Below are 18,664 nucleotides of genomic sequence, written 5' to 3'. Positions count from 1 at the left end.
AGTATTATGTTTCCTAAAACAGGCTTATTTTGGAACGGGAGCGAGCTTTGAAAAATGCAAGGCTGAGAAGAAGTCTTCTCGGATCGACTGCGGCGAGTGTTATATTGCTCGGTGTGGTGTATGGTGGTCCGGTCATGGCGCAGACTGCTACGACCACCGTTGCCCCTACAGTGACGACGAGTGGTGTCGTCGCAGGTCAGGGGTCGGCAACTGGCTATGTTGCTAACTATTTCCAGGCGCAAAATACGCCGTCTTCAGCCGCAACGTCGAACCTGGCAATTACGGCAAACGCAACCAACCTGACCGCAGGGCAGACCTTTACGGGGACAGGTGGCACCGGTACTGTTTCTAATTCCTCAACCACCACCGCCAACACGATTAGTGCCGTTGCCACCGGCAACACGCTGACCAATACAGTTGATTTGGCAGCGATCGGCGGCACGACTGCGGGGACGACGGGGAATGGGTTGTCGGTCCTGGTCCAGGAGGCCAATAACGCGACCACGCAAGCTCCTCCGGGGACGGGGACCAATTATGTCGCCGTAAATGCAACGGCCTCCAGCAATACGCTGCAAAACGTTTCTACCGATGTCGTAAGCGGCTCCAGCCTCACGCAGAGCGCAAACGCGATCTCCTCGTCGGCCACAGGAAACGCCAGCAATACCACGGTAAGCGGCGCCGTTCCCGTGACATATGTTGGACAGGGTGCGGCGGGTAGCTCTACTCTAAATCTCGGCACCCCGGCGACCAATGCCCTCGATGCATCTGCGAATATTGTACTGAGCAATGCGCAGGCCAATAATTCGATTGCCACGACAAGCGCGGCCTCGACGACCGGCAACACTGTCAACCTCGCAGTAAACTCATCTGCAGGAACAACTGCGCAGACTCCGTCCCTTACCGTGGCGCAGACCAATAATACGGTGTCGGCCGCGTATGTGGGCAATACAGCCACGAGCACCCTGTCCGTTGCGTCGGGCTCCGCCCCGAGCCTAGACGGCAGCGCATTGGTCAGCAATCTGCAGACCAACAGCCAGACCGCGGCGCCGGCAACAGTCACTCCCTTGAGTGATGCGTCGAGCAATACTATCAGTGCGACGGTTGCGTCTGGCGCTACAACCAACAATCCGATCACGCTGTCCAATGGGAGCCTGACTCAGTCCGGCAATGCCATTACGGGAAGCGCAACCGGAAACACCGCGACAAACGTTGCTGAACTCGCCGGTACCATGAACCTGGCTGGGGCAACGACCACGCAGGTCAACGCCTCCGTTGCGGCAACTGGACCGACAAACACGCTGCAGGCGGATTTCGGTATCGCTAACCTGCAGTCCCAGGTGAACTCGGTTGCCGGCCAGACTTCGGTGACGAGCAATACCATTGAGACGGTTGCCCAGAACGTCAGCGGATCGACGGTCAGCGGAACCTCCAACAGCATCAACGCGACGGCAACGAACAACAGCGTTTCCAATACCGTTACGGTTCCGAGCTCTGGTGCCAATGCCGCCACGATCGACGGCCTTCTGGGTATCAACAGCCTGCAGACCGCGACCGGATCGGCTGTGAATTCGAAAAATTCCGGCAACACGATCTCGCTGACCGCTGGCACCAACGGCACATCGGCGGCATCCTCGACGGCAACGGTGAGCAATTCGACGCTGGCGCTCACGGGCAACGGAACGAGCGCAACGGCAATTGGCAATAACGCCACGGGCGCGACCGGCGGTGCAGGCAATGCTCTGACAGTCAGTGGCACCAACGTGAATGCTTACCCCAATGGCGGCACTGCCGCGCTGGCCGGCCTCACGTATAATGGGACCACGCTGACTTCGGCGGCCGGTCTGTCTGTTGGCAACAACCAATATTCCAGCAGCTCTGCAGTTACGGCGACCAATCAGAGCAACGCGGTTACCCTGACGGCCAATGGCACGACGCTGAGCGGCGATACGCTATCCTTGTCGGGCGCTGCTGGAACCTACACGGCCCAGGCGATCGCACAGAGCAATAATGCGGCGAACGCACTGACCGTGAATGCAGACCAGCTGGCTGGATCCGCGGGCCTTGCGAGCGTTCAGACCGACATGAGCGGCGCAACGTCGACGCTGTCAAACCCGACGGTCGAAATTGCCGCCAACACCACGGCGAATACTGCAATCCAGAACTCCTCGATCACCCTTGGCGGGACGAACGGGAATGTTCTGCGGTCTCTGGCATATGGCAACGCCAACTCCAACACGCTGAATGCCACCTCGACCGGTCTCAACGTCTATACGGCGACCGCCCCCGCGACGGCCGTCTCTTTGGCGTCTGGCACCAATAGCGCTGATGCCGCGCTGGCATTGTTCAATAGCCAGGCCGAAACGGCGAATGTCTCGGCCGGCGCATCGACGACGACCCCGCTGAGCATCAGCCTTGGTTCGGGCAATGTCAGCAATTCGACCGTCAGCAACACGAATAATCAGTTCGTGGCAGCGGGCTATGGCAACCAGACCAGCAACGTTGCAAACGTGTCGGTGACCGATCTGGCGCAGCCGACCGCTGGCGCAACACCGGCGGCAACCTTCCTGCCCGTGGCGACGGTCGCCAATACCTCGTCGCTGAGCGGTACGGTCACCAGCACCGTCACCGGTGCCTCCGCGACCAATGGTCTGTTTGATCTCACGACCGCCTTAGGAGCGGGCACGGTCAGCGGATCGACCCTGAGCGTGAATGGTAACGCCTCGCTTGCCCAGGCCACAGGCAACATCGCCTCGGCCAATAATCTGACGGTCACCGGCACAAACCTGGTCGATGCAAGTCAGACCGCCGCGGCGCCGACCACTGCACCTGTTTCGTATAACGGAACCACGGCGTCGGTGAACACAGGCTTCAGCGTGGTCAACACGCAGACGGCCTCTGCAACCGTCTCGGCAACCCAGTCGCAGACTGGCGCGGACCTCAGCCTCGGTGGCTCGGGTGCGGTTTCGAACGCGACCCTGCAGGCGCAGGGCAACAACTTCAATGCCGCGGCGACAACCAACAGCGCGTCGAACAATCTGGTGGTCGGCACCGCCGCTACACCGGTTGCGGTTCTCACCAGCTCTGTTGGTGGGCTGAATGTCCAGAATATCACCAGTGGCGGTGGTACGTCGGCGACCATCGGCAATGCCGGTTCGCCTGCTGTTACGTCTACTACGGGTCTCACTGGATCATACACGGGAAGCACGATTTCAACTACAAGTAACACGCTTTCTGTTCCTGCTGGTCAGACTATCTCATTCAGCACTACAGGCACTGGCCTTACGCCGGCACAATTGGCTTCTGTAATTTCGGCGTCTGGTACCGGTACTGTCACCTATTCGGGCAGCACCGTGACGCTGACTTCAGGAACGTCTGCGTCCACGTTCTCATTCCCGACGGGAACAACGTTTACTATTTCTTCGGGGGCGAAGACTGTAGCGACGGCGGGAACCATTACTGTTCCGGCCCTGAACACGACGCCATTTGCGAATATTCAGACAGGTGGCAATCTGACCAACAGCACCCTGTCGGTGACAGGCAACAACTACGGTGCGGTCGCACAGGGTAACGTCGGCAACACCACGGTCGCGGTGACGGCGGATACCGTGAATGGTGGCGCCCTTGCGGGAACCCAGAGCAGCGCAACCGTTACTTCGACCTCTCAAACCGCAACGGCCGACCTGTCGGCGGTGAACGCGCAGACCAATGCTTCGGCCACAACGGCCAGCGCATACGGTGGAGCACAGATTACCAGCTCCGCGACCTTGCCGACGATTTCCGGGTCGACTCTCAGCGTGTCCAACAATGCGCTGAACGCTACGGCACAGGCGAATACCGCGACGACCGCGCTGACGGTGAATGGCACGATCTCGCAGAATTCACAGGGTACTTATGCGGCTTCGGGCGCATTGATCTCCAGCCAGAATGCAACCGGTGACGTGACTGCAACCGCGGGTACGGTGGCCACCAGCAGCACGACATCGTCGTCGGTTGGTCAGACCATCAGTGCGCCGGGTGCCATTGGCAGCAACTCCAGCCTGGCACTGAACGGCAACACGACCACTGCTACGGCAAATGCCAACAGCGCCAACAACACGCTGACGGCAAACGCGACGACTCTCGACAATGCCACCACTGCTGCGGCATCGATCACGACCAATCTCCAGACTGTGAATGCGGCGTATGCCTTGAATAATACGCAGACATCGTCCGGTGCGACCAATGGTGTGACCGCCCAGGCCAATAGCAATGTCTACAACAACGACACAGCCGGTAGCTCCGGTCTGCAGAGCAGCACTGCCGTCCTGAATGGCAACACGACGACGGCTAGCGCTATCGCCAATACCGCATCGAACACGCTCAATCTGGGCGGCTCGACGGTGAACGCACCTGCAGCCATCCTCAACAACCAGACGAACAGCGACTCGGTTGCTGCGGCAGGCACCTCGAACGTCCAGTTCAGCCTGACCGGCAGCTCTGCAACTACCGCTGCTGCGTCCGGATCGTCGATTGCGGTGACCAACAATGCACTGAATGTGCAGGCCGCAGGCAACTCCGCCGTGAATGCTCTGAACGCTCTGCCGACGGCCAACTTTGGTACACAGGCAGCCGGCGCTTCGGCTGGGGGCACAACTCCTGTGACGGCGCAATACGTGGCGCTGAACTCGCAGACCAATAGCGGGTCCGTCAGTGCAACCAGTGCTGCATTCGGTGCCACTGCGCCTACCAGCCAGTTCAGCGTGGCTCTGAACGGGTTTGCTGGCGGTACGACGCAAGTCCAGAACACCAGCGTGACCGTGACGGGTAATGCCGTCAACGTGAACGCCTTCGGTAACTCTGCACAAAACACGCTGACCCTTTCCGGGCTGAACAGCGGCAATGCCACCAATGCATTGCAGAATGCACAGACCAATACGGGTAACGTGACCGCGACCGCCTCCTACAACGCATTTGGCGCAACCACCGGCGCGCCTGGTGCGACCGGCAGCACCGTGAATGTTGGCAACAACAGCATCATTGCCCGCGCAACAGGCAATAGTGCGATCAACACGGTTGTTGCTCACTAATTGTCCCAGAGCTCTCTCGGAGGGGAAGCATTTGCTTCCCCTCTTTTTTACTCGTAAGGTCTTGGAGTTAATCGATGGATTGGCGTTCTTCTCGTCTCGTTAAGGCCACTACGATCGCGCTTGCCTGCGGCTGGCTGGCTTCGCACGCTGCCCAGGCAGCGGACGCCAAGGGCAATTTCGCGGTGAATGGTATCGGAGCGACGTCATGCGCAGAGACCGTTGGGGCCATTCAGCATGGCCACGCCGCTGTGCGCGCGGAATTATCGAGTTGGCTGATGGGATACATCACGGCTCTTAACCGCGTCGATCACAATACCTTTGACATTATGGCGATACAGTCACCCGTTGCAGTTACCAACCTTGTCTTGAATGTTTGTTCAAAAAACAGCAAAGACAATGTTGAAGGCGTGACAAACTCAATCTTAAAATTGTTTTCGTCGATCAAGCTGACCAAATCATCGTCTCTCATGACAGTCTCTTTTGATGGTAAATCGGTAAATATCAGAAAAAATACAATGAAAAAACTTCAGGAATTTCTGAAGAAACATAAATTTCTTAATGGTCCGGCTGATGGAAACTACGGAACAGAAACGCAGGCGGCCATTAAATCTTTCCAGGCCCATGAAAAGCTTTTGGTGAATTCGTTGCCGGATGCAGAAACAGTCATTCAGGCGCTGATTATTCCTGGAATAAAAAAATAAACCAAGATAAATAAGGTCATGCGGCGTGGTGTGATTCAAGGCTTCTGGTCTTCGAAGGTTCATCATGACCCGCCCTGTCCCTCTTCGTGCTGATTTTGACGCTGCCATCCTTCGCCGCCTGGCACGGCACAGCAAGGAGGCAGCTCAGGTCCGGCGCCTGCTGGCTCTTGCCGCCATCTAGTCGTCTGTGAACTATGTGATTTGGCGGTGGGCGAAGCCGAGGCTTGGTGAGCGGTTTGGGGCATAGAGCCATGCGACGAGGGCACAAAGAAGCCTGATCAGCCATCTGCGGAGGAGGCGGAGGTTGTGGCCGGCGCCGGCGAGGACGGCGTTGATGGCATCACCGTCGACGCCGAGCAGGAAGTTTCGCCCCAGATGGCCATCGGTCTTCATGTGGCCGATGACGGGTTCGATGGCTGTGCGTCGGCGCAACTCGCGGCGGATGGTGGGGGTGATGCCGCGTTTCTGGCGGGAGATGAAGATCTTTCTGCCCTCGGCTTCGACGCCGTGGCCGCGATAGCCGCGGTCGACATAGGCGCGGGCGACGGCAACCCCGGTGATCCGCTCGACCTGCTCGATCTGGCCGGCCAGAGTGTGGCCGTCATAGGGATTTCCCGGCCGGCTCTGCATGCCGAGAACGAACTGACCGCCGGGTGCAGCGGCGTTGGTGGTGGCGATGGAGACCTTCACGCCGAATTCGAAGCGCGTCCTGGCCTTGCCCTTGCCGATGCACTCCACCTCAGGCGCGTGCAGGGAATAGAGCTTGTCGGCACCGCGGTCGGAGCGCTTCTGGCGAAGCAGGCGATTGATCAGGCCCAGCGTTTCGGCGAACGTGGCCTTCGCTTCAGCGTTGCCTGCGATCTTGCGGGTGATGTCACGAGCCAGCCGGCCCAGCCAGGTTCGCAGCTTGCGCACGCGAGCCTCGGCCTCGCGGCGTTTGCCACCATGATGCAGGCGCGCCGCCTCCTGCCTGGCGTAGCGCGCGACCCGGCGATACGACTGGCGCAGCGTGATACCGTGCTTGCGCGCCATGCGGGCGAGCGTCTCGATGCCGCTGTGCAGCAGCTTGCTGTCGGTCGGATGCGTCACGGCCTTTGGCTGGACCGTGGTATCGATGGTGACCCGCTCGTAGTGCTTCTCCGCCACGGCACCACCCCGCTCGGCGGCCGCCAGCGTCTCGGCGAGCAGGGCCTCCATCCGCTCGGACCCGATCCGCTTGCGCCAGCGCGTCATCGAGGATCGATCAAGCGGCAGCGTGTGCTGGAAATGCGTCTCGCCGCAGAATGCCTGGACATACGGACTGTCGAGATAGCGCGCGCAGATCGCTTCGTCGGACAGACCATCCATGTGCTTGAGAAGATGCAGCGCCACCATCAGGCGGGTCGGCAGCGCCGGACGTCCCGCCGCCTCGGCGTAGAGCGTGCCGAAGCGTTCCTCGAAGACCCGCCAATCGATCAGCCGGGCCAGCCGCACCAGGGGATGCCGCTGGTCGATGATGTTCTCCAGCCGCGAGCGGAACAGTTCGAGATCATCCTGCGGTGCATTCAGCTTCGGCGGCATTCTTTCCTCCACGCCAAACACATGATGTTCGGCATCAAAGGGAGAGAATCACGATCGCGACCACCGCGCAACGCTCCAACGGTTTTTGCAAGGTTTTTCCACTCAGGTCTCCCACACCTTGCAAATCCCAATATTGCCCGCCGCTAAAAAGTCATGACTAGATCAGCAAAGTTCGATTTTTCACAGGTGACCATCTACGATGGTGGCACACGCTGCGGAGGCAGCGCGGTTGGGCCATGTTACGCCGCAGATCGTGAGGGCGTGGGTCCTCCGGTTCAATGCCGCAGGGCCGGACGGGCTGCGCAACGCAGAGCATCCGGCCCGACGCCGTAGTCAACCAGTATCGTTCTCCCGGTCGCTGACCATGCAGATGGATTGATCGACCCGGCCGAAAAGATCTGCTGGCATCACTTCGGATGCGGCTGGTGAGCTGCGTATCGATCAATGCGGTGAGCGTATTCTGGCTTTCCCAGCCTCACCTGGCCACAAAATCACCAGTGAAGCTTCAACCCCTGGATTCGAACTTGCGGCATCTGCAAAGACCGATCTCGTGTTCATCAGCCAGTATGGCATGACCGCACCAGATGACAGTGACCGTCGCACGGCGGGCGGACAGCTAGAGCGGTAGCTGAACCATCTGAATCGCTGGGGTACCGGAAGCGGTTGAAATCTGATTCAAGCTGGACACTTGCATTAGAGCGTCTACCGATCCGTCCGGATCGGATTCGTTCTCTATCTTTTTGATAAAACCAGCATCTTTATCCGATCAGATGACTCCATCTGATCGGAACGTGCTCTAACCCTGTGAAAGTTGTTGAATTCGTGATTCACTGAGACGGTCGTGAATTGGAGGCGTGGTCGCTATTCGGGCTTTCGGAGCCTCTTGAGCGTCTGAGCAAGACGGGAGACCCGCTGGAGGTTCTGGAAGCGACGGTCGCTTTCGAGCATTTCCGTGGCTGGCTGGTTGAAGGGCTGGGCTACGGGGACGGAGCCTGGGGTGTGAACCGCGCCGGGAATCCCGGCGCGGTTCACACCCCAGCAGCCAGTCGGCAAGGTCCGCCGCCACGCGCGGCCCCCATGGCCGCAAGCCAAGGCGATCCTGCAAAGCCGCCGAATGCCGGCGTCGGTTTTGATCCACCCTCGGATAAGCACCAAGGGAATCCGGCAAGACGTCGATCTGTGCAGCGACGAACGAGACCAGAGCAGGATCGGGTATCTCGCCGGCATGCAGCGGCCGGCCGGGATACCGCAGGCAACAGCGCATGAGAGCCAGACCGAGACGGTGATGATCGCCCCGTCCGCGCCGGATCATTGCAAGATCCGCAGCAGACAGCGTGTAGTAACGAATTATGCCGGGCCGATCAGTCGGCGGGTCGAACAACTGTGCGATCTGTTCCCCCGTCAATATCCGTCGATAGCCCACTGGTCCCTCCCTCCTGCCTGTTGAGGACAGGAGACCAGCCGATCCGTGCCAGAGAGTCGACCAGCGTACTCCGCGGAATGCCGAAAGTGCGGCAGACCGACGCTTTCGTGGCACCAGCGTCCAACGCCGCGATCACCGCCGCCAGCTTCTCGGCATCGATCACCACCGGTCGGCCGCCACGCCTGCCCCGCCGACGGGCAGCCGCCAGACCTGCCTGCACACGTTCCTGGATCAGCGAACGCTCGAACTGCGCCAGAGCGCCAAAGACATGAAACAGGAATTCCCCCTGCGGCGTCGTGGTGTCCATCTGCTCGGTCAGCGACCGGAAGCCGACGCCACGCGCCCTGAGGCTGTTCACCGTCTCCAGCAGATGCGGCAGCGACCGGCCAAGCCGGTCCAGCTTCCAGACCACAAGGCAATCGCCCGATTTCAGATAGGCCAGTGCCGCAGCGAGCCCCGGCCGATCGCGCCGGCTGCCCCCGGCGCGATCCTCGAACAGATGCCGCTCATCGACCCCGGCTCCGAGCAGGGCGTCGCGCTGCAGGTCGAGCACCTGTCGGTCATTGTCGGTCGAGACGCGCATGTAGCCGATCAGCATGTACGGAAATCCCATTCGAGACGGTTTCCGTATATCATATCATTCCGACTATGTTTTCCGTACATGATTCGGCACGAAATTCGGGATTTTTCGGCAGGTCTCTGACCACCGACGGAAAACATATGTTTTTCGTCATCGCACGGTTCCGGCCTCAGAACCGCGCTCTCCGCTCAAACCCGCAGAAAATTTCGATCCCAACCAGTCAACGTTCCCACTTTGTCCGCTTATGCTATAGCGCAGGGCGTTTCGTTACTTCAGGCCAGATCAGAACGCCCGAGATCGATACCCATTTCTCCTCCGCGGCCATTCCGCAAGCCACGGCGGGCTTCATGCGGCTTGCCACCTCTCCCGATGGCAACACCGTTTATGCCGCTTGGTTTTCCGGGCACATCCTGAAATTCTCAGCGCAGACGGCGAAATATCTCGGCGAGGTTGCCGTTCGCCCGGCGAAGGGATTGAACCAGCTCAGCGGCCTGGCTGTCCTCGATCACGGCAAGGACGCACTGGTTACCGTGGAAAACCGTCATGAAGCCGCTTTGGTCAGTGTGCGGGACGGCAAGGTAAGCCACCTCTTCAAGGGTGTGACCAGTAATCGCTGGATCGTCGCCGCCGGATACTGACGCGGCTTTCTGCAACTCCCGATCGTGTCGCCCGCCGGGGATCTGAGCCCCAGCGGGTTCACGCCGCCTGGCACCAGCGCGATCGCGCTCCCCTGCCCTACTCGAACAGCGTGGCGACCGTGGCTAGTACGTCATCCAGGATCGCCGCCGGCAGCGTGTCCACCTTGCGAGCATTGCGGGCGTTCAGATCGAGTGCGCGTGGCTGATCGCACCGCACGACGCCTGTTGTTTTGATGCCGCTGATTGGAACCGCGAAACCGACGCGCCTGGCGAAATCGCCGCCGTTGGTTATCGGCAGGATGACCGGGCATTGTGTCAGGCGGTTGAAGGCATCCGGGGACACGACCAGCACCGGCCGATTGCCGCGCTGCTCGTGTCCTGCCGTCGGCTCAAGATCGACCAGGTAGATATCGCCGCGATTCATCAAATCAGTTCTTTTCCGACTGCCGCGGCGTCGATCCATTCGCGTTCTTCCGGCGGCAGCGGATAGACGCCGGCTGCTTCGGCTTCCGCGAGCAGCTCGGCCATCGTGTAGCGCGGCTTGGCCTTCGGCTCGACCACCAGGCGGCCGTTATCGACGGTCAGGCCGACCTTGGCGCCGGGTGCCAGGTGCAGCACATCGAGCAGCGCGGGCGGCACGGCCAACATGATGGAGCCGCCGACCTTGCGCAGGTTTGTGGTGTGCATAGGAATCTCCTTTTTTATTATACTGAAATATAATATTGGCGACCGCCCTTGCAAGCCAAATTCTGCTTGGCTGTCCACAAACCCATAGGGCGTCCCGGGGGGGCTTCCATCCATCCCCAGGCCGGTTGGGGGAGATTGTGGGCAGGTATTTCCTACCCTTACGATTAGTATTGTTTTAATATCCAAATAGTACTATTATATAATTTATATAACAGCCAAAGGTAGCCCATATGATTTTAACCGTAGGCAATACCAAAGGAGGCGTCGGCAAAACCACGTTGGCCGTGCAGCTCGCCATCTCCCGCGCGATGGCTGGGCGTGACGTGTGGCTGATCGACGGCGACCGCCAGGGAACGGCGGCAGCGGCCATTGCCGCCCGCTCCGAAGCCGGCAGAAAGCCGGGCATCGCGTGCGCGCAGTATGCAGACGGCAAGGAGTTGCGCGGCCAGGTGCAGCAGCAGCGCGATAAATGGCAGGACATCATCATTGATGCCGGCGGCCGTGACTCGACGGCCTTGCGTGCGGCACTGATTCTGTCCGATGTGCTTCTGGTGCCCTTTGCTCCTCGCTCCTACGACGTGTGGGCACTGGATGACATGGCCTCACTGGTTGACGAAGCGAACAGCGTTCGCGACGGCTTGCGATGTTTTGCCGTGATGAACCAGGCCGATCCTGGCGAGCACTCGGCCGACAACGCCGAGGCAGCGGCAGCCGTCGCAGAGATTCCGCAGTTCGCCTACCTGCCGGTGCCGATCCGGCGCCGCAAGGCTTTCAGTAATGCCGGCGGTGCTGGCCTGGCCGTGGCTGAACTGGCCCCGCGCGATCCCAAAGCCTGCGCCGAACTAGAATCATTGATTTCATATCTTTTTAATATCCATACGCACTCCTAAAAGGAGCCTATAGCATGGTAATCCAACGTAAGCCCAAGACGACGCCAGCCGCGCAAGCGGCGGCCGTAGATGCTTTTGTATCCGGTGCACCGGACGCCGGCGCCTACAACAAGGGCGTGGCGAAAGGGAACAAACGGCAGATCAGCCTTACCATCACCCCCGATTTGCTGCGCCGCGTGGATGAGCTCGCCAAGCGCACCGGACAGGGCAGGGCAGGCATCATCAACATGGCCATTTATCGCGCCATAGAAGGAGATGTTTTCAAATGAAAAAGAATATTAAAAGAATATTCATATAGTCGGCCAAGTTGGAGGATGTATGGTAGAAAAGGGTAAAGGCACGAGACTGATAAAAGGCGGCGTTGGCAAACGCGCGACGCCACGTCCCCGGACCTACCTGACCATTGGCTACGGCGACAAGGATTGGGCCAAGCGGCATGGCGCACGATGGGATAAGGAGCGCAAGCGTTGGTATGTCCTAGGCGAAGTGTCCAAAATGCTGCTGCCCTACATAGACTCCTTGATGGGTGGTCAGTCCATCAAGGAAGTTCCTGAGGAAGAACGCCAGGAAGCGAGAGCGAGAGCCACTGCGGCACGGGCCAAACCGCTGTTGCGAACTCCCCCGCCTGACGATGCGCAGGCCGATTTTTTTGTACCGGGCGTGTGGGACGTGGCTGCCAAGGACAATCGCGGCATCATGGACGTGGCCGTGTTCCGGCTATCGAAAAAGTACCCGCGCGCCAACTCGGTGATGACACATAACCTGCCGGATGGCGGTCATGTGCGTGTGGCCAGCGGACCTGATGGTATGGCTTCCATATGGGATTACGACATCGTGCTGATGGGTGTTTCTCACCTCACGGAAGCCATGAACCGCTATCGTGCTGGTCTGGGCGAAAAGCCAGGCCGTTCGTTCCGGCCACACGTCTCGGAAATCCTAAAATTCTGCCGCCAGTCAGATGGAGGGCGGCAATACGAAGCGGTGGAAGCCGCCTTACGGCGGCTCAAGCAAACCACCGTGGAGATTGTGCGTCGGCAGCGGGGTAAGGATGGACGCCCGCTCCGGGTGACCGAAGGTGCTGGCCTCATCAACGATTACAAGGCCGTGTCGCATGAGGATTCGGGCCGCGTCACGTCCGTGGAAATAGAGCTGCCGAAATGGCTCTATGCCGCTGTCGTCGAGGCTGAACATCCCGAAGTGCTGACGATGCACCCGAACTACTTCCTGATGACGCCTGGTCTCGGCCGCTTTGTCTATCGCCTGGCCCGTGTGGCTGCCGGTAAGGGTGAGGCCCGGTGGTCCTTCCGATTGATCCATGAACGCAGCGGGAGCCCAGATGCTTTCAAGAAATCCAGTGCGGGCATACGCGAACTCATCAAGGCCAACGAACTGCCCGAATACGATCTTGCGGAGGAACCAGGCCAAGATGGCCCGATTCTTGTTATGCGGTTCCGAGGCAGTTTCCCAACGCCCTCCACCGATACAGCAGGTCCTTAAAAGACGGGCTTCGGGCTGAGCTGGTAGCCGAGTCGGGTGCATACATAGGCTGCATGCGCCGTAGGTGCCGCAGACCTGTGGATACGCCGTCTTTTAAGGACCTGAGGCCGTCTATTAAGGACTGAAGCTCCGTCCATTAAGGACCAAAGCCCGTCTTTTAAGGACCGAACGCTTTCGTAACGCATTGATTTAAAAAATAAAATCACCTTTTTTTTAGCCTAAAACCCTTAAAACTAATATATAAAACCCTTAAAACGCCTCGGGATGTGGATAACTACCGCCCATTACCCACCACAGAACGGACTTCAAAAGGTCTTCGCCGGCTCTTGGGGGCTACGCCCCCGCCGGCTCGCTCCATAGGCCGCTGCCCCTGCACCCCGTTCTCGCCGAAGGGCAGGGGTTGCCGCCCAGCGGGCTTTGCCCTTGTCCTGCACCCCACCCGATAGGCTACAGGCCGCTCCAAGGCGTCAAGAACCGGCTCCGCCTGCCGTCCTCGCCCGTTCGGTGCTCGCCCTGCAGGCTGCGCTCCGCTGCGGCCTCCGGGCGGCTCCTTGACCCCTCACCGCAGCCAGAAAAGCAAAATGGCATTGACAAAAGAAAGATTTTTGTATTAACGTTTATACTATTGCCGATTGACGCCGACAGCAGGAGTGCCGCACATGGCCATCACCACCATATCCAGCAGGGAGTTCAATCAGGACACCAGCCGGGCCAAGAAAGCCGCTTCAGAAGGTCCGGTCTTCATCACTGACCGCGGCAAACCCGCACACGTCCTGCTCAGCATCGAGGAATATCGCCGCATCACAGGCAAACGCCGCAGCATTGCCGATGCTCTGGCCATGCCGGGCCTTGCCGATATCGAATTTGATCCACCTCGCGTCAGCATTGGCCTGCGCCCAGTCGATTTCTCCTGATGTTCATCCTCGATACCAATGTCGTCTCCGAACTCCGCAAGGTGCGCCTGGGTAAGGCGCACCCACAGGTGGCCATCTGGGCCGACAGCGTAGACGCCAAAACCCTCTACATCTCGGCCATCACTATCCTCGAAATCGAGATCGGTATCCTGCAAATCGAGCGGAAAGACCCCGATCAAGGGCATTTGCTGCGCGCCTGGCTGGAAAAGCAGGTGTTGCCCGAGTTCGAAGGGCGCATTTTCCCAGTGGATACAGCCGTCGCCCGGCGCTGCGCGACCTTGCATGTCCCTGATCCTCACGCCGAACGGGATGCGCTCATTGCCGCAACTGCGTTGGCCCATGGCATGACCATCGTCACCCGCAACGTCGCGGACTTTCACACAACCGGCGTAACCCTCCTCAATCCATGGGAGGCTTCCCATGGGCAGGAACACTGAAATCCAAACCGACATCCCCCCGGATGAGGGTGACGAATTGGCGGAAGCAAGAAGAGATCTCCACTGAGTGATATTACGCCTCGGCCTTCCGGGGTTCTGGAATTGTTGCCGGTGCGCCGGCTTTGCCGTTCAGCAGATCGGCGAAGAGAGCCTTGTCGTCTTCACGGGTGAGGAAGCCTGGAAGCTCGCGTCGGAGCCAGTTGGCAAGGCGTTCGGAGAATTCGGCATCGGCGTTGTGTTCGAGACGGTCAAGCACCAGTGCGCCGATGAGGATTTTACGGCGAGTGTCTCTGGCACGATCCTGCTTTGCCAACCGTGCCTTGAGAGTCTTGGCACGAGCTTCAAGCTGGGCAATCTGCTGTTCAATGGGTTTGCGAGCCATGGGTTTCCTCGGTTCTGTCGTGATCGGCGGCAGTGGCGTTCTGGCGTGCCTTGTCCTGCATCTCCCGTAGGCAATTCGGGCATAGGCAATGCGCTACGTCATCCGTTGGCAGCGGCGTAACGGTCGGCAGTTTGGTGCACCAGCAACTGTCATCATTCTGGCAGATCGTCTGCGCCTGGCAACGTGGACAAATCGATTGCATCGATCGGAATATCGCCGGTTCTTGCTGAAACTTCCATTATGGGTCTGAACGGGCCATCCATATCGAGCATAAAAGTGTAGAAGCCATCAAAGTGTTTGGCATAAAATATCCCGCCAATATGATGCTAGGCATCACGAAAAGCGAAACGAAGTGAAGCTTTAACTCCGCACTTACGAGTTGCTGCGCAACTCAGTGCGGGGTAGGGTTGGTGCAGAATGGCGATCTACCATATGAGCATGAAGCCTGTAGCTCGCGGCTCTGGTCGTAGTGCAGTGGCGGCTTCTGCGTACCGCGCGGCCGATCGTCTTGAGAATGTGCGCGATGGGATGGTGCATGACTTTAGCCGGCGCCATGGTGTTGAGCACGCAGAGATTATTCTCCCCAATGACACCGTAGCAGCGAATGGTGCCGTTGTGCATGACGCCGGTCCTGAATGGGCGCGTGACCGATCAGCGTTGTGGAATGCTGCGGAATTGGCGGAGAGACGCAAGGATGCGCGGGTCGCTCGCGAAATCGAGGTTGCGCTCCCGCACGAGCTGTCGGCGGAGCAGCGGCTGTCACTGACGCGGGATTTTGCTCAGGCTCTGGCCCGGCAGTACGGGGTTGCGGTGGATTTTGCGATCCATGTGCCCCACGGTCATACCGATGTCCGCAACCACCATGCCCATATCCTGCTGACCACGCGACGGGTGATGACCGGGCGTGACGAGGCGGGGCGCTGGATCGGGGCCATGCCGGCCGGTTCCCTGGGCGAGAAATCCGAACTCGAGCTTGAGAACAAGAAGTTGCAGGCGCTTGGCCTGCCGACCTCGCATGAGCAGCTTCGGGATCTCCGGATTGGCTGGGAGCAGCGGACGAACGAGCATCTGGCGCGTGCGGGGCTGGATGTGCGGATCGATCACCGTTCGCATCAGGAGCGGGGGCTGGAGATCGAACCGACGCAGCATATGGGCGTGCATGCCACGCAAATGGAGCGGCGTGGCAAGGCCGTATCGCGGGTTCGGATCGATGAGGAGGCCGCGAAGCGCAACGCCGCGCTGATCCGGGAGCGGCCGGATCAGGTGCTGACGCTCATCACGGGCGAGAAGAGCGTATTCGATCGTCACGATGTGGCGCGCGCGCTGCACCGCTATATCGGCGATGCCGATGCGTTCCAGGCGGCGTTTGCAACAGTGATGGCGTCGCCTGCTCTGGTGGAATTGCGGGCTGAGCAACGTGATAAGCGCGGGCGGGTGATCGAGCAGGCGCGCTACTCGACGCGGGAGATGGTCGGTATCGAGCGCGATATGGCGGTCAGTGCCGATCGCATGGCGGAGGGTCGGGGCGGTCTGCCGGTGCGCGGTTTTGGCGTTGCCGCCCGGCGTGTGGATGCGGCAGTCAGTGCGCGGCCGTTCCTGGCCGAAGAACAGCGGGCCGCCATCGAGCATGTATGCCGGCCGGAGCGCATCTCTGCGGTGGTGGGGTTGGCCGGGGCGGGGAAGAGCACGATGCTGGCGGCGGCTCGGGAGGCGTGGGTTGCGCAAGGCTACCACGTTCATGGGGCGGCGCTGGCGGGGAAGGCGGCCGAAGGGCTGGAGGAGTCGGCTGGCATTGCCTCGCGCACGCTGGCCTCATGGGAGCGGGGCTGGGAACGAGGGTTCGACCGGCTCGGGCCGCGCGATGTGCTGGTGATCGATGAGGCCGGCATGGTCGGCTCGAAGCAGCTTTCACGGTTCATCACCGAGGCCGACCGGGCAGGAGCCAAGATCGTGCTGGTGGGGGATCCCGAGCAGCTGCAGCCGATCGGGCCGGGGGCGGCGTTCCGTGCGGTGGCTGAACGGATCGGTTTTGTTGACCTGGCGGAAATCCGCCGCCAGCGCGAGGGCTGGCAGCGGGCGGCTTCGGTGGCGTTCGGGCGGCACCAGACAGAGGAGGGTTTGCGCGCCTATGCCGAGCGCGATGCTGTCCGGTTCGAGGCAACCGCGGCGGATGCGCGGACGGCGATCGTGCGGGATGTGCTGGCCGATATGGATGTGCGGCCGGATGGCTCTCGCCTGGTTCTGGCGCACCGCAACGCGGACGTGCGGGAGCTCAACGAGGCGATCCGGGTGGTTCGGCGAGAGCGGGGCGAGCTGGCGGACGAGCGTGTTTATCGCACGACCGAGGGGGAGCGGGCATTTGCGCCGGGGGATCGGCTGCTGTTCCGCGAGAACAACCGTGAGTTGGGCGTGAAGAACGGGATGCTGGGCACGGTGGAGCTGGCCGAGGACGACCGCCTTCTGGTGCGGCTGGATTCTCCCTCCGGGCCTGGGCGAGGTCGGGCCGTGTCGGTCTCGATGGCGGATTATGCTGCCGTGGATCACGGGTATGCCACCACCATTCACAAGGCGCAGGGGGCGACGGTGGACCGGGCCTATGTGCTGGCCTCGGGCACGATGGACCGACATCTGACCTACGTGGCGATGACGCGGCACCGGGACGGGGTGACGCTCTACGCCGATCGGGAGGAATTCAGCACTGTGGCCGCCCTGTCGTCGTGGCTGTCCCGATCCCAGGCCAAGGAAACCACGCTGGATTACGACCAGGCTGCCTATGCCCAGCGGCGTGGAGTCGAGGTGCGGCCGCGGGAGGTGGTGGCGGCGCGCGAGATCGAGGCGGGGCGTGCCGGGTTCCGGGCACGGTTCGAGGCACATCGGCAACACCAGGCAGCCGAGGCGGCGCGCAACAAGGAAGCACACGGCCTGGTGCGGGAGTGGACGCGGCTATCGGAGACCTACAACAAGGCGCTGCCGGGGCTGGAAACTGATCCCACTCTGGCCGGGCAGGCGCGGGTGGCGTTGCTGGGGTTTGCCCGGACACTGGATCGTCATTCCGAAGCAGCGCAGCGGCTGCGGGCACGTGGCCATGACTTCGGGTTGAAGGAGGGATCGGCGCTGGCGCAGGTGCTGGCGTCGCCAGACGCCGGGCAGGCCATTGAGCGGCTGATGGCGGGTGCGGAGGAGCGGATGCGCGGTCATCTGGCGCGTGAAGCCGAGCGGGCGGCCGTCCGGAAACAGCAGGAAAGATCCGTGTCGCGGGGTCGTGGGATGTCGATGTGAGTGGTGCGGAAGAACGGCTCTACGGGCTGATGGAGATCGTCGAGCAGCAGCAGGCGGCGGTGCAGCGGGCGCTGAACGGCCTTGCCGAGGAGCGGGCGGCGCTGGCGCAGGAGCGGCAGAAGCTGGCGGAGGAAGCCTCGAGCCTTGAAGAGCGGGTGCGTGAGGCGGTCAGTGCCGCGGTGACGACGGCGCTCGAGCAGGTGGGCAAGGAAGGTGTGGCGACGGTCCGGGAGGCGGCCAAGCCATTGCTGGAGGATGTCGCCGGGCTGGCGGGCGGCATGGCGGTTGCCGAGGAGGCGTTGCGCCGGATCGTGGCCTGGGCGAGCTGGCGGTTACTGGGGTGGATCGTGGCCCTGACCGTCGGGTTGATGCTGTTCGGCTGGCTGAGCAGTACGGCCGTTGTCTGGTGGGATCGCACCACGGTCAGTCAGCTGCGGGGCGAAATCACCGTGTTGCAGGCCAATCACAAAGCCTGGGTAAAGGCGGGAATGCTCGACAAGATCACCTATTGCGAACCGGGCAATCGCCCCTGTGTCGCTATCAACCAAAGCGCCGGGACATACGGGAATAGCCGCGATTACCGCGTCCTCAAGGGGTATTAGGGGCGTTT

General features: G+C 60.7%; 16 protein-coding genes and 2 pseudogenes. 12 read left to right on the top strand and 6 right to left on the bottom strand.

Annotation, left to right across the window (positions count from 1 at the left end):
• The first annotated feature begins 134 nt into the window (after positions 1-134).
• The 3 genes and pseudogenes from HUW10_RS00165 to HUW10_RS18150 all read left to right on the top strand — a co-directional run.
• Complete coding sequence (locus HUW10_RS00165) at positions 135-5,066, top strand: S-layer family protein (protein ID WP_174501806.1); 4,932 nt, start codon at positions 135-137, stop codon at positions 5,064-5,066.
• Positions 5,067-5,140: 74 nt separating this feature from the next.
• Complete coding sequence (locus HUW10_RS00160; RefSeq protein WP_174501805.1) at positions 5,141-5,767, top strand: peptidoglycan-binding protein; 627 nt, start codon at positions 5,141-5,143, stop codon at positions 5,765-5,767.
• Between the two features lie 64 nt (positions 5,768-5,831).
• Positions 5,832-5,945 (top strand): annotated as a pseudogene (locus HUW10_RS18150) (IS630 family transposase); the annotation flags it as partial.
• 14 nt (positions 5,946-5,959) lie between these two features.
• On the opposite strand, the gene HUW10_RS00155 reads toward HUW10_RS18150, so the two are convergent.
• On the bottom strand, positions 5,960-7,327 hold the full coding sequence (locus HUW10_RS00155; RefSeq protein ID WP_174501804.1) for an IS5 family transposase: 1,368 nt from the start codon (positions 7,325-7,327) through the stop codon (positions 5,960-5,962).
• A 199-nt stretch (positions 7,328-7,526) separates the two neighbouring features.
• On the opposite strand from HUW10_RS00155, the gene HUW10_RS18595 reads away from it, so the two are divergent.
• Positions 7,527-7,706 (top strand): helix-turn-helix domain-containing protein, encoded by a 180-nt coding sequence (locus HUW10_RS18595; protein ID WP_371808600.1) that lies wholly within the window; start codon positions 7,527-7,529, stop codon positions 7,704-7,706.
• Positions 7,707-8,363: 657 nt separating this feature from the next.
• Here the strand turns inward: HUW10_RS18595 and HUW10_RS18590 are convergent.
• A pseudogene (locus HUW10_RS18590) lies at positions 8,364-8,750 on the bottom strand (DUF4158 domain-containing protein); the annotation flags it as partial.
• Complete coding sequence (locus HUW10_RS00145) at positions 8,689-9,348, bottom strand: recombinase family protein (RefSeq protein ID WP_174501807.1); 660 nt, start codon at positions 9,346-9,348, stop codon at positions 8,689-8,691. The pseudogene HUW10_RS18590 and the gene HUW10_RS00145, both read right to left, overlap by 62 nt.
• 122 nt (positions 9,349-9,470) lie before the next feature.
• Between HUW10_RS00145 and HUW10_RS00140 the strand changes: the two genes are divergently transcribed.
• Complete coding sequence (locus tag HUW10_RS00140) at positions 9,471-9,968, top strand: hypothetical protein (protein WP_174501803.1); 498 nt, start codon at positions 9,471-9,473, stop codon at positions 9,966-9,968.
• Positions 9,969-10,065: 97 nt separating this feature from the next.
• On the opposite strand, the gene HUW10_RS00135 is transcribed toward HUW10_RS00140, so the two are convergent.
• Together HUW10_RS00135 and HUW10_RS00130 are read right to left on the bottom strand one after the other, a co-directional pair.
• Positions 10,066-10,392 (bottom strand): type II toxin-antitoxin system PemK/MazF family toxin, encoded by a 327-nt coding sequence (locus HUW10_RS00135; protein ID WP_174501802.1) that lies wholly within the window; start codon positions 10,390-10,392, stop codon positions 10,066-10,068.
• Positions 10,392-10,655 carry an AbrB/MazE/SpoVT family DNA-binding domain-containing protein gene (locus HUW10_RS00130; protein WP_174501801.1) on the bottom strand — a complete coding sequence of 88 codons (264 nt, stop codon included), beginning with the start codon at positions 10,653-10,655 and terminating at the stop codon, positions 10,392-10,394. The genes HUW10_RS00135 and HUW10_RS00130 overlap by 1 nt, the downstream gene beginning before the upstream one ends.
• A gap of 230 nt (positions 10,656-10,885) precedes the next feature.
• Between HUW10_RS00130 and HUW10_RS00125 the strand changes: the two genes are divergently transcribed.
• The 5 genes from HUW10_RS00125 (at position 10,886) to HUW10_RS00105 (ending at position 14,393) form a co-directional block, all read left to right on the top strand.
• Positions 10,886-11,545: an AAA family ATPase gene (locus HUW10_RS00125; RefSeq protein WP_174501800.1), complete on the top strand. Its 660-nt coding sequence runs from the start codon at positions 10,886-10,888 to the stop codon at positions 11,543-11,545.
• A gap of 14 nt (positions 11,546-11,559) precedes the next feature.
• Positions 11,560-11,814 carry a ribbon-helix-helix domain-containing protein gene (locus HUW10_RS00120; RefSeq protein WP_174501799.1) on the top strand — a complete coding sequence of 85 codons (255 nt, stop codon included), beginning with the start codon at positions 11,560-11,562 and terminating at the stop codon, positions 11,812-11,814.
• 49 nt (positions 11,815-11,863) lie between these two features.
• On the top strand, positions 11,864-13,042 hold the full coding sequence (locus HUW10_RS00115) for a replication initiator protein A (RefSeq protein WP_174501798.1): 1,179 nt from the start codon (positions 11,864-11,866) through the stop codon (positions 13,040-13,042).
• A 659-nt stretch (positions 13,043-13,701) separates the two neighbouring features.
• The gene (locus tag HUW10_RS00110; RefSeq protein WP_174501797.1) at positions 13,702-13,956 is read left to right on the top strand and encodes a type II toxin-antitoxin system Phd/YefM family antitoxin; all 255 of its coding nucleotides are present in this window, start codon (positions 13,702-13,704) and stop codon (positions 13,954-13,956) included.
• The gene (locus tag HUW10_RS00105; protein ID WP_174501796.1) at positions 13,956-14,393 is read left to right on the top strand and encodes a type II toxin-antitoxin system VapC family toxin; all 438 of its coding nucleotides are present in this window, start codon (positions 13,956-13,958) and stop codon (positions 14,391-14,393) included. The genes HUW10_RS00110 and HUW10_RS00105 overlap by 1 nt, the downstream gene beginning before the upstream one ends.
• A 73-nt stretch (positions 14,394-14,466) precedes the next feature.
• Here the strand turns inward: HUW10_RS00105 and HUW10_RS00100 are convergent, their stop codons facing one another.
• Positions 14,467-14,775, bottom strand: a complete 309-nt coding sequence (locus HUW10_RS00100) for a mobilization protein (protein WP_174501795.1) — start codon at positions 14,773-14,775, stop codon at positions 14,467-14,469.
• 417 nt (positions 14,776-15,192) lie between these two features.
• Here HUW10_RS00100 and traA point away from each other — a divergent pair, with 417 nt between their 5' ends.
• Together traA and HUW10_RS00090 are read left to right on the top strand one after the other, a co-directional pair.
• Positions 15,193-18,054 (top strand): Ti-type conjugative transfer relaxase TraA, encoded by a 2,862-nt coding sequence (traA, locus tag HUW10_RS00095; RefSeq protein WP_174501794.1) that lies wholly within the window; start codon positions 15,193-15,195, stop codon positions 18,052-18,054.
• Positions 18,051-18,656, top strand: coding sequence for a hypothetical protein (locus HUW10_RS00090; protein WP_174501793.1), 606 nt, complete (start codon positions 18,051-18,053; stop codon positions 18,654-18,656). Before traA ends, HUW10_RS00090 begins: the two co-directional genes overlap by 4 nt.
• Positions 18,657-18,664 lie beyond the last annotated feature (8 nt).

Origin of the sequence: Acidiphilium sp. C61 (assembly GCF_905116885.1) — a bacterium.
GTDB lineage: Bacteria > Pseudomonadota > Alphaproteobacteria > Acetobacterales > Acetobacteraceae > Acidiphilium.
Note: the sequence above shows the minus strand (reverse complement) of the source record. Positions and strands in the feature narration are given on the sequence as shown.

Coding starts and splice junctions, on each gene's coding strand:
- HUW10_RS00165 (WP_174501806.1), top strand. CDS start 135: ATGGCGCAGACTGCTACGACCACCGTTGCCCCTACAGTGACGACGAGT.
- HUW10_RS00160 (WP_174501805.1), top strand. CDS start 5,141: ATGGATTGGCGTTCTTCTCGTCTCGTTAAGGCCACTACGATCGCGCTT.
- HUW10_RS00155 (WP_174501804.1), bottom strand. CDS start 7,327: ATGCCGCCGAAGCTGAATGCACCGCAGGATGATCTCGAACTGTTCCGC.
- HUW10_RS18595 (WP_371808600.1), top strand. CDS start 7,527: ATGGTGGCACACGCTGCGGAGGCAGCGCGGTTGGGCCATGTTACGCCG.
- HUW10_RS00145 (WP_174501807.1), bottom strand. CDS start 9,348: ATGCTGATCGGCTACATGCGCGTCTCGACCGACAATGACCGACAGGTG.
- HUW10_RS00140 (WP_174501803.1), top strand. CDS start 9,471: ATGTTTTTCGTCATCGCACGGTTCCGGCCTCAGAACCGCGCTCTCCGC.
- HUW10_RS00135 (WP_174501802.1), bottom strand. CDS start 10,392: ATGAATCGCGGCGATATCTACCTGGTCGATCTTGAGCCGACGGCAGGA.
- HUW10_RS00130 (WP_174501801.1), bottom strand. CDS start 10,655: ATGCACACCACAAACCTGCGCAAGGTCGGCGGCTCCATCATGTTGGCC.
- HUW10_RS00125 (WP_174501800.1), top strand. CDS start 10,886: ATGATTTTAACCGTAGGCAATACCAAAGGAGGCGTCGGCAAAACCACG.
- HUW10_RS00120 (WP_174501799.1), top strand. CDS start 11,560: ATGGTAATCCAACGTAAGCCCAAGACGACGCCAGCCGCGCAAGCGGCG.
- HUW10_RS00115 (WP_174501798.1), top strand. CDS start 11,864: ATGGTAGAAAAGGGTAAAGGCACGAGACTGATAAAAGGCGGCGTTGGC.
- HUW10_RS00110 (WP_174501797.1), top strand. CDS start 13,702: ATGGCCATCACCACCATATCCAGCAGGGAGTTCAATCAGGACACCAGC.
- HUW10_RS00105 (WP_174501796.1), top strand. CDS start 13,956: ATGTTCATCCTCGATACCAATGTCGTCTCCGAACTCCGCAAGGTGCGC.
- HUW10_RS00100 (WP_174501795.1), bottom strand. CDS start 14,775: ATGGCTCGCAAACCCATTGAACAGCAGATTGCCCAGCTTGAAGCTCGT.
- traA (WP_174501794.1), top strand. CDS start 15,193: ATGGCGATCTACCATATGAGCATGAAGCCTGTAGCTCGCGGCTCTGGT.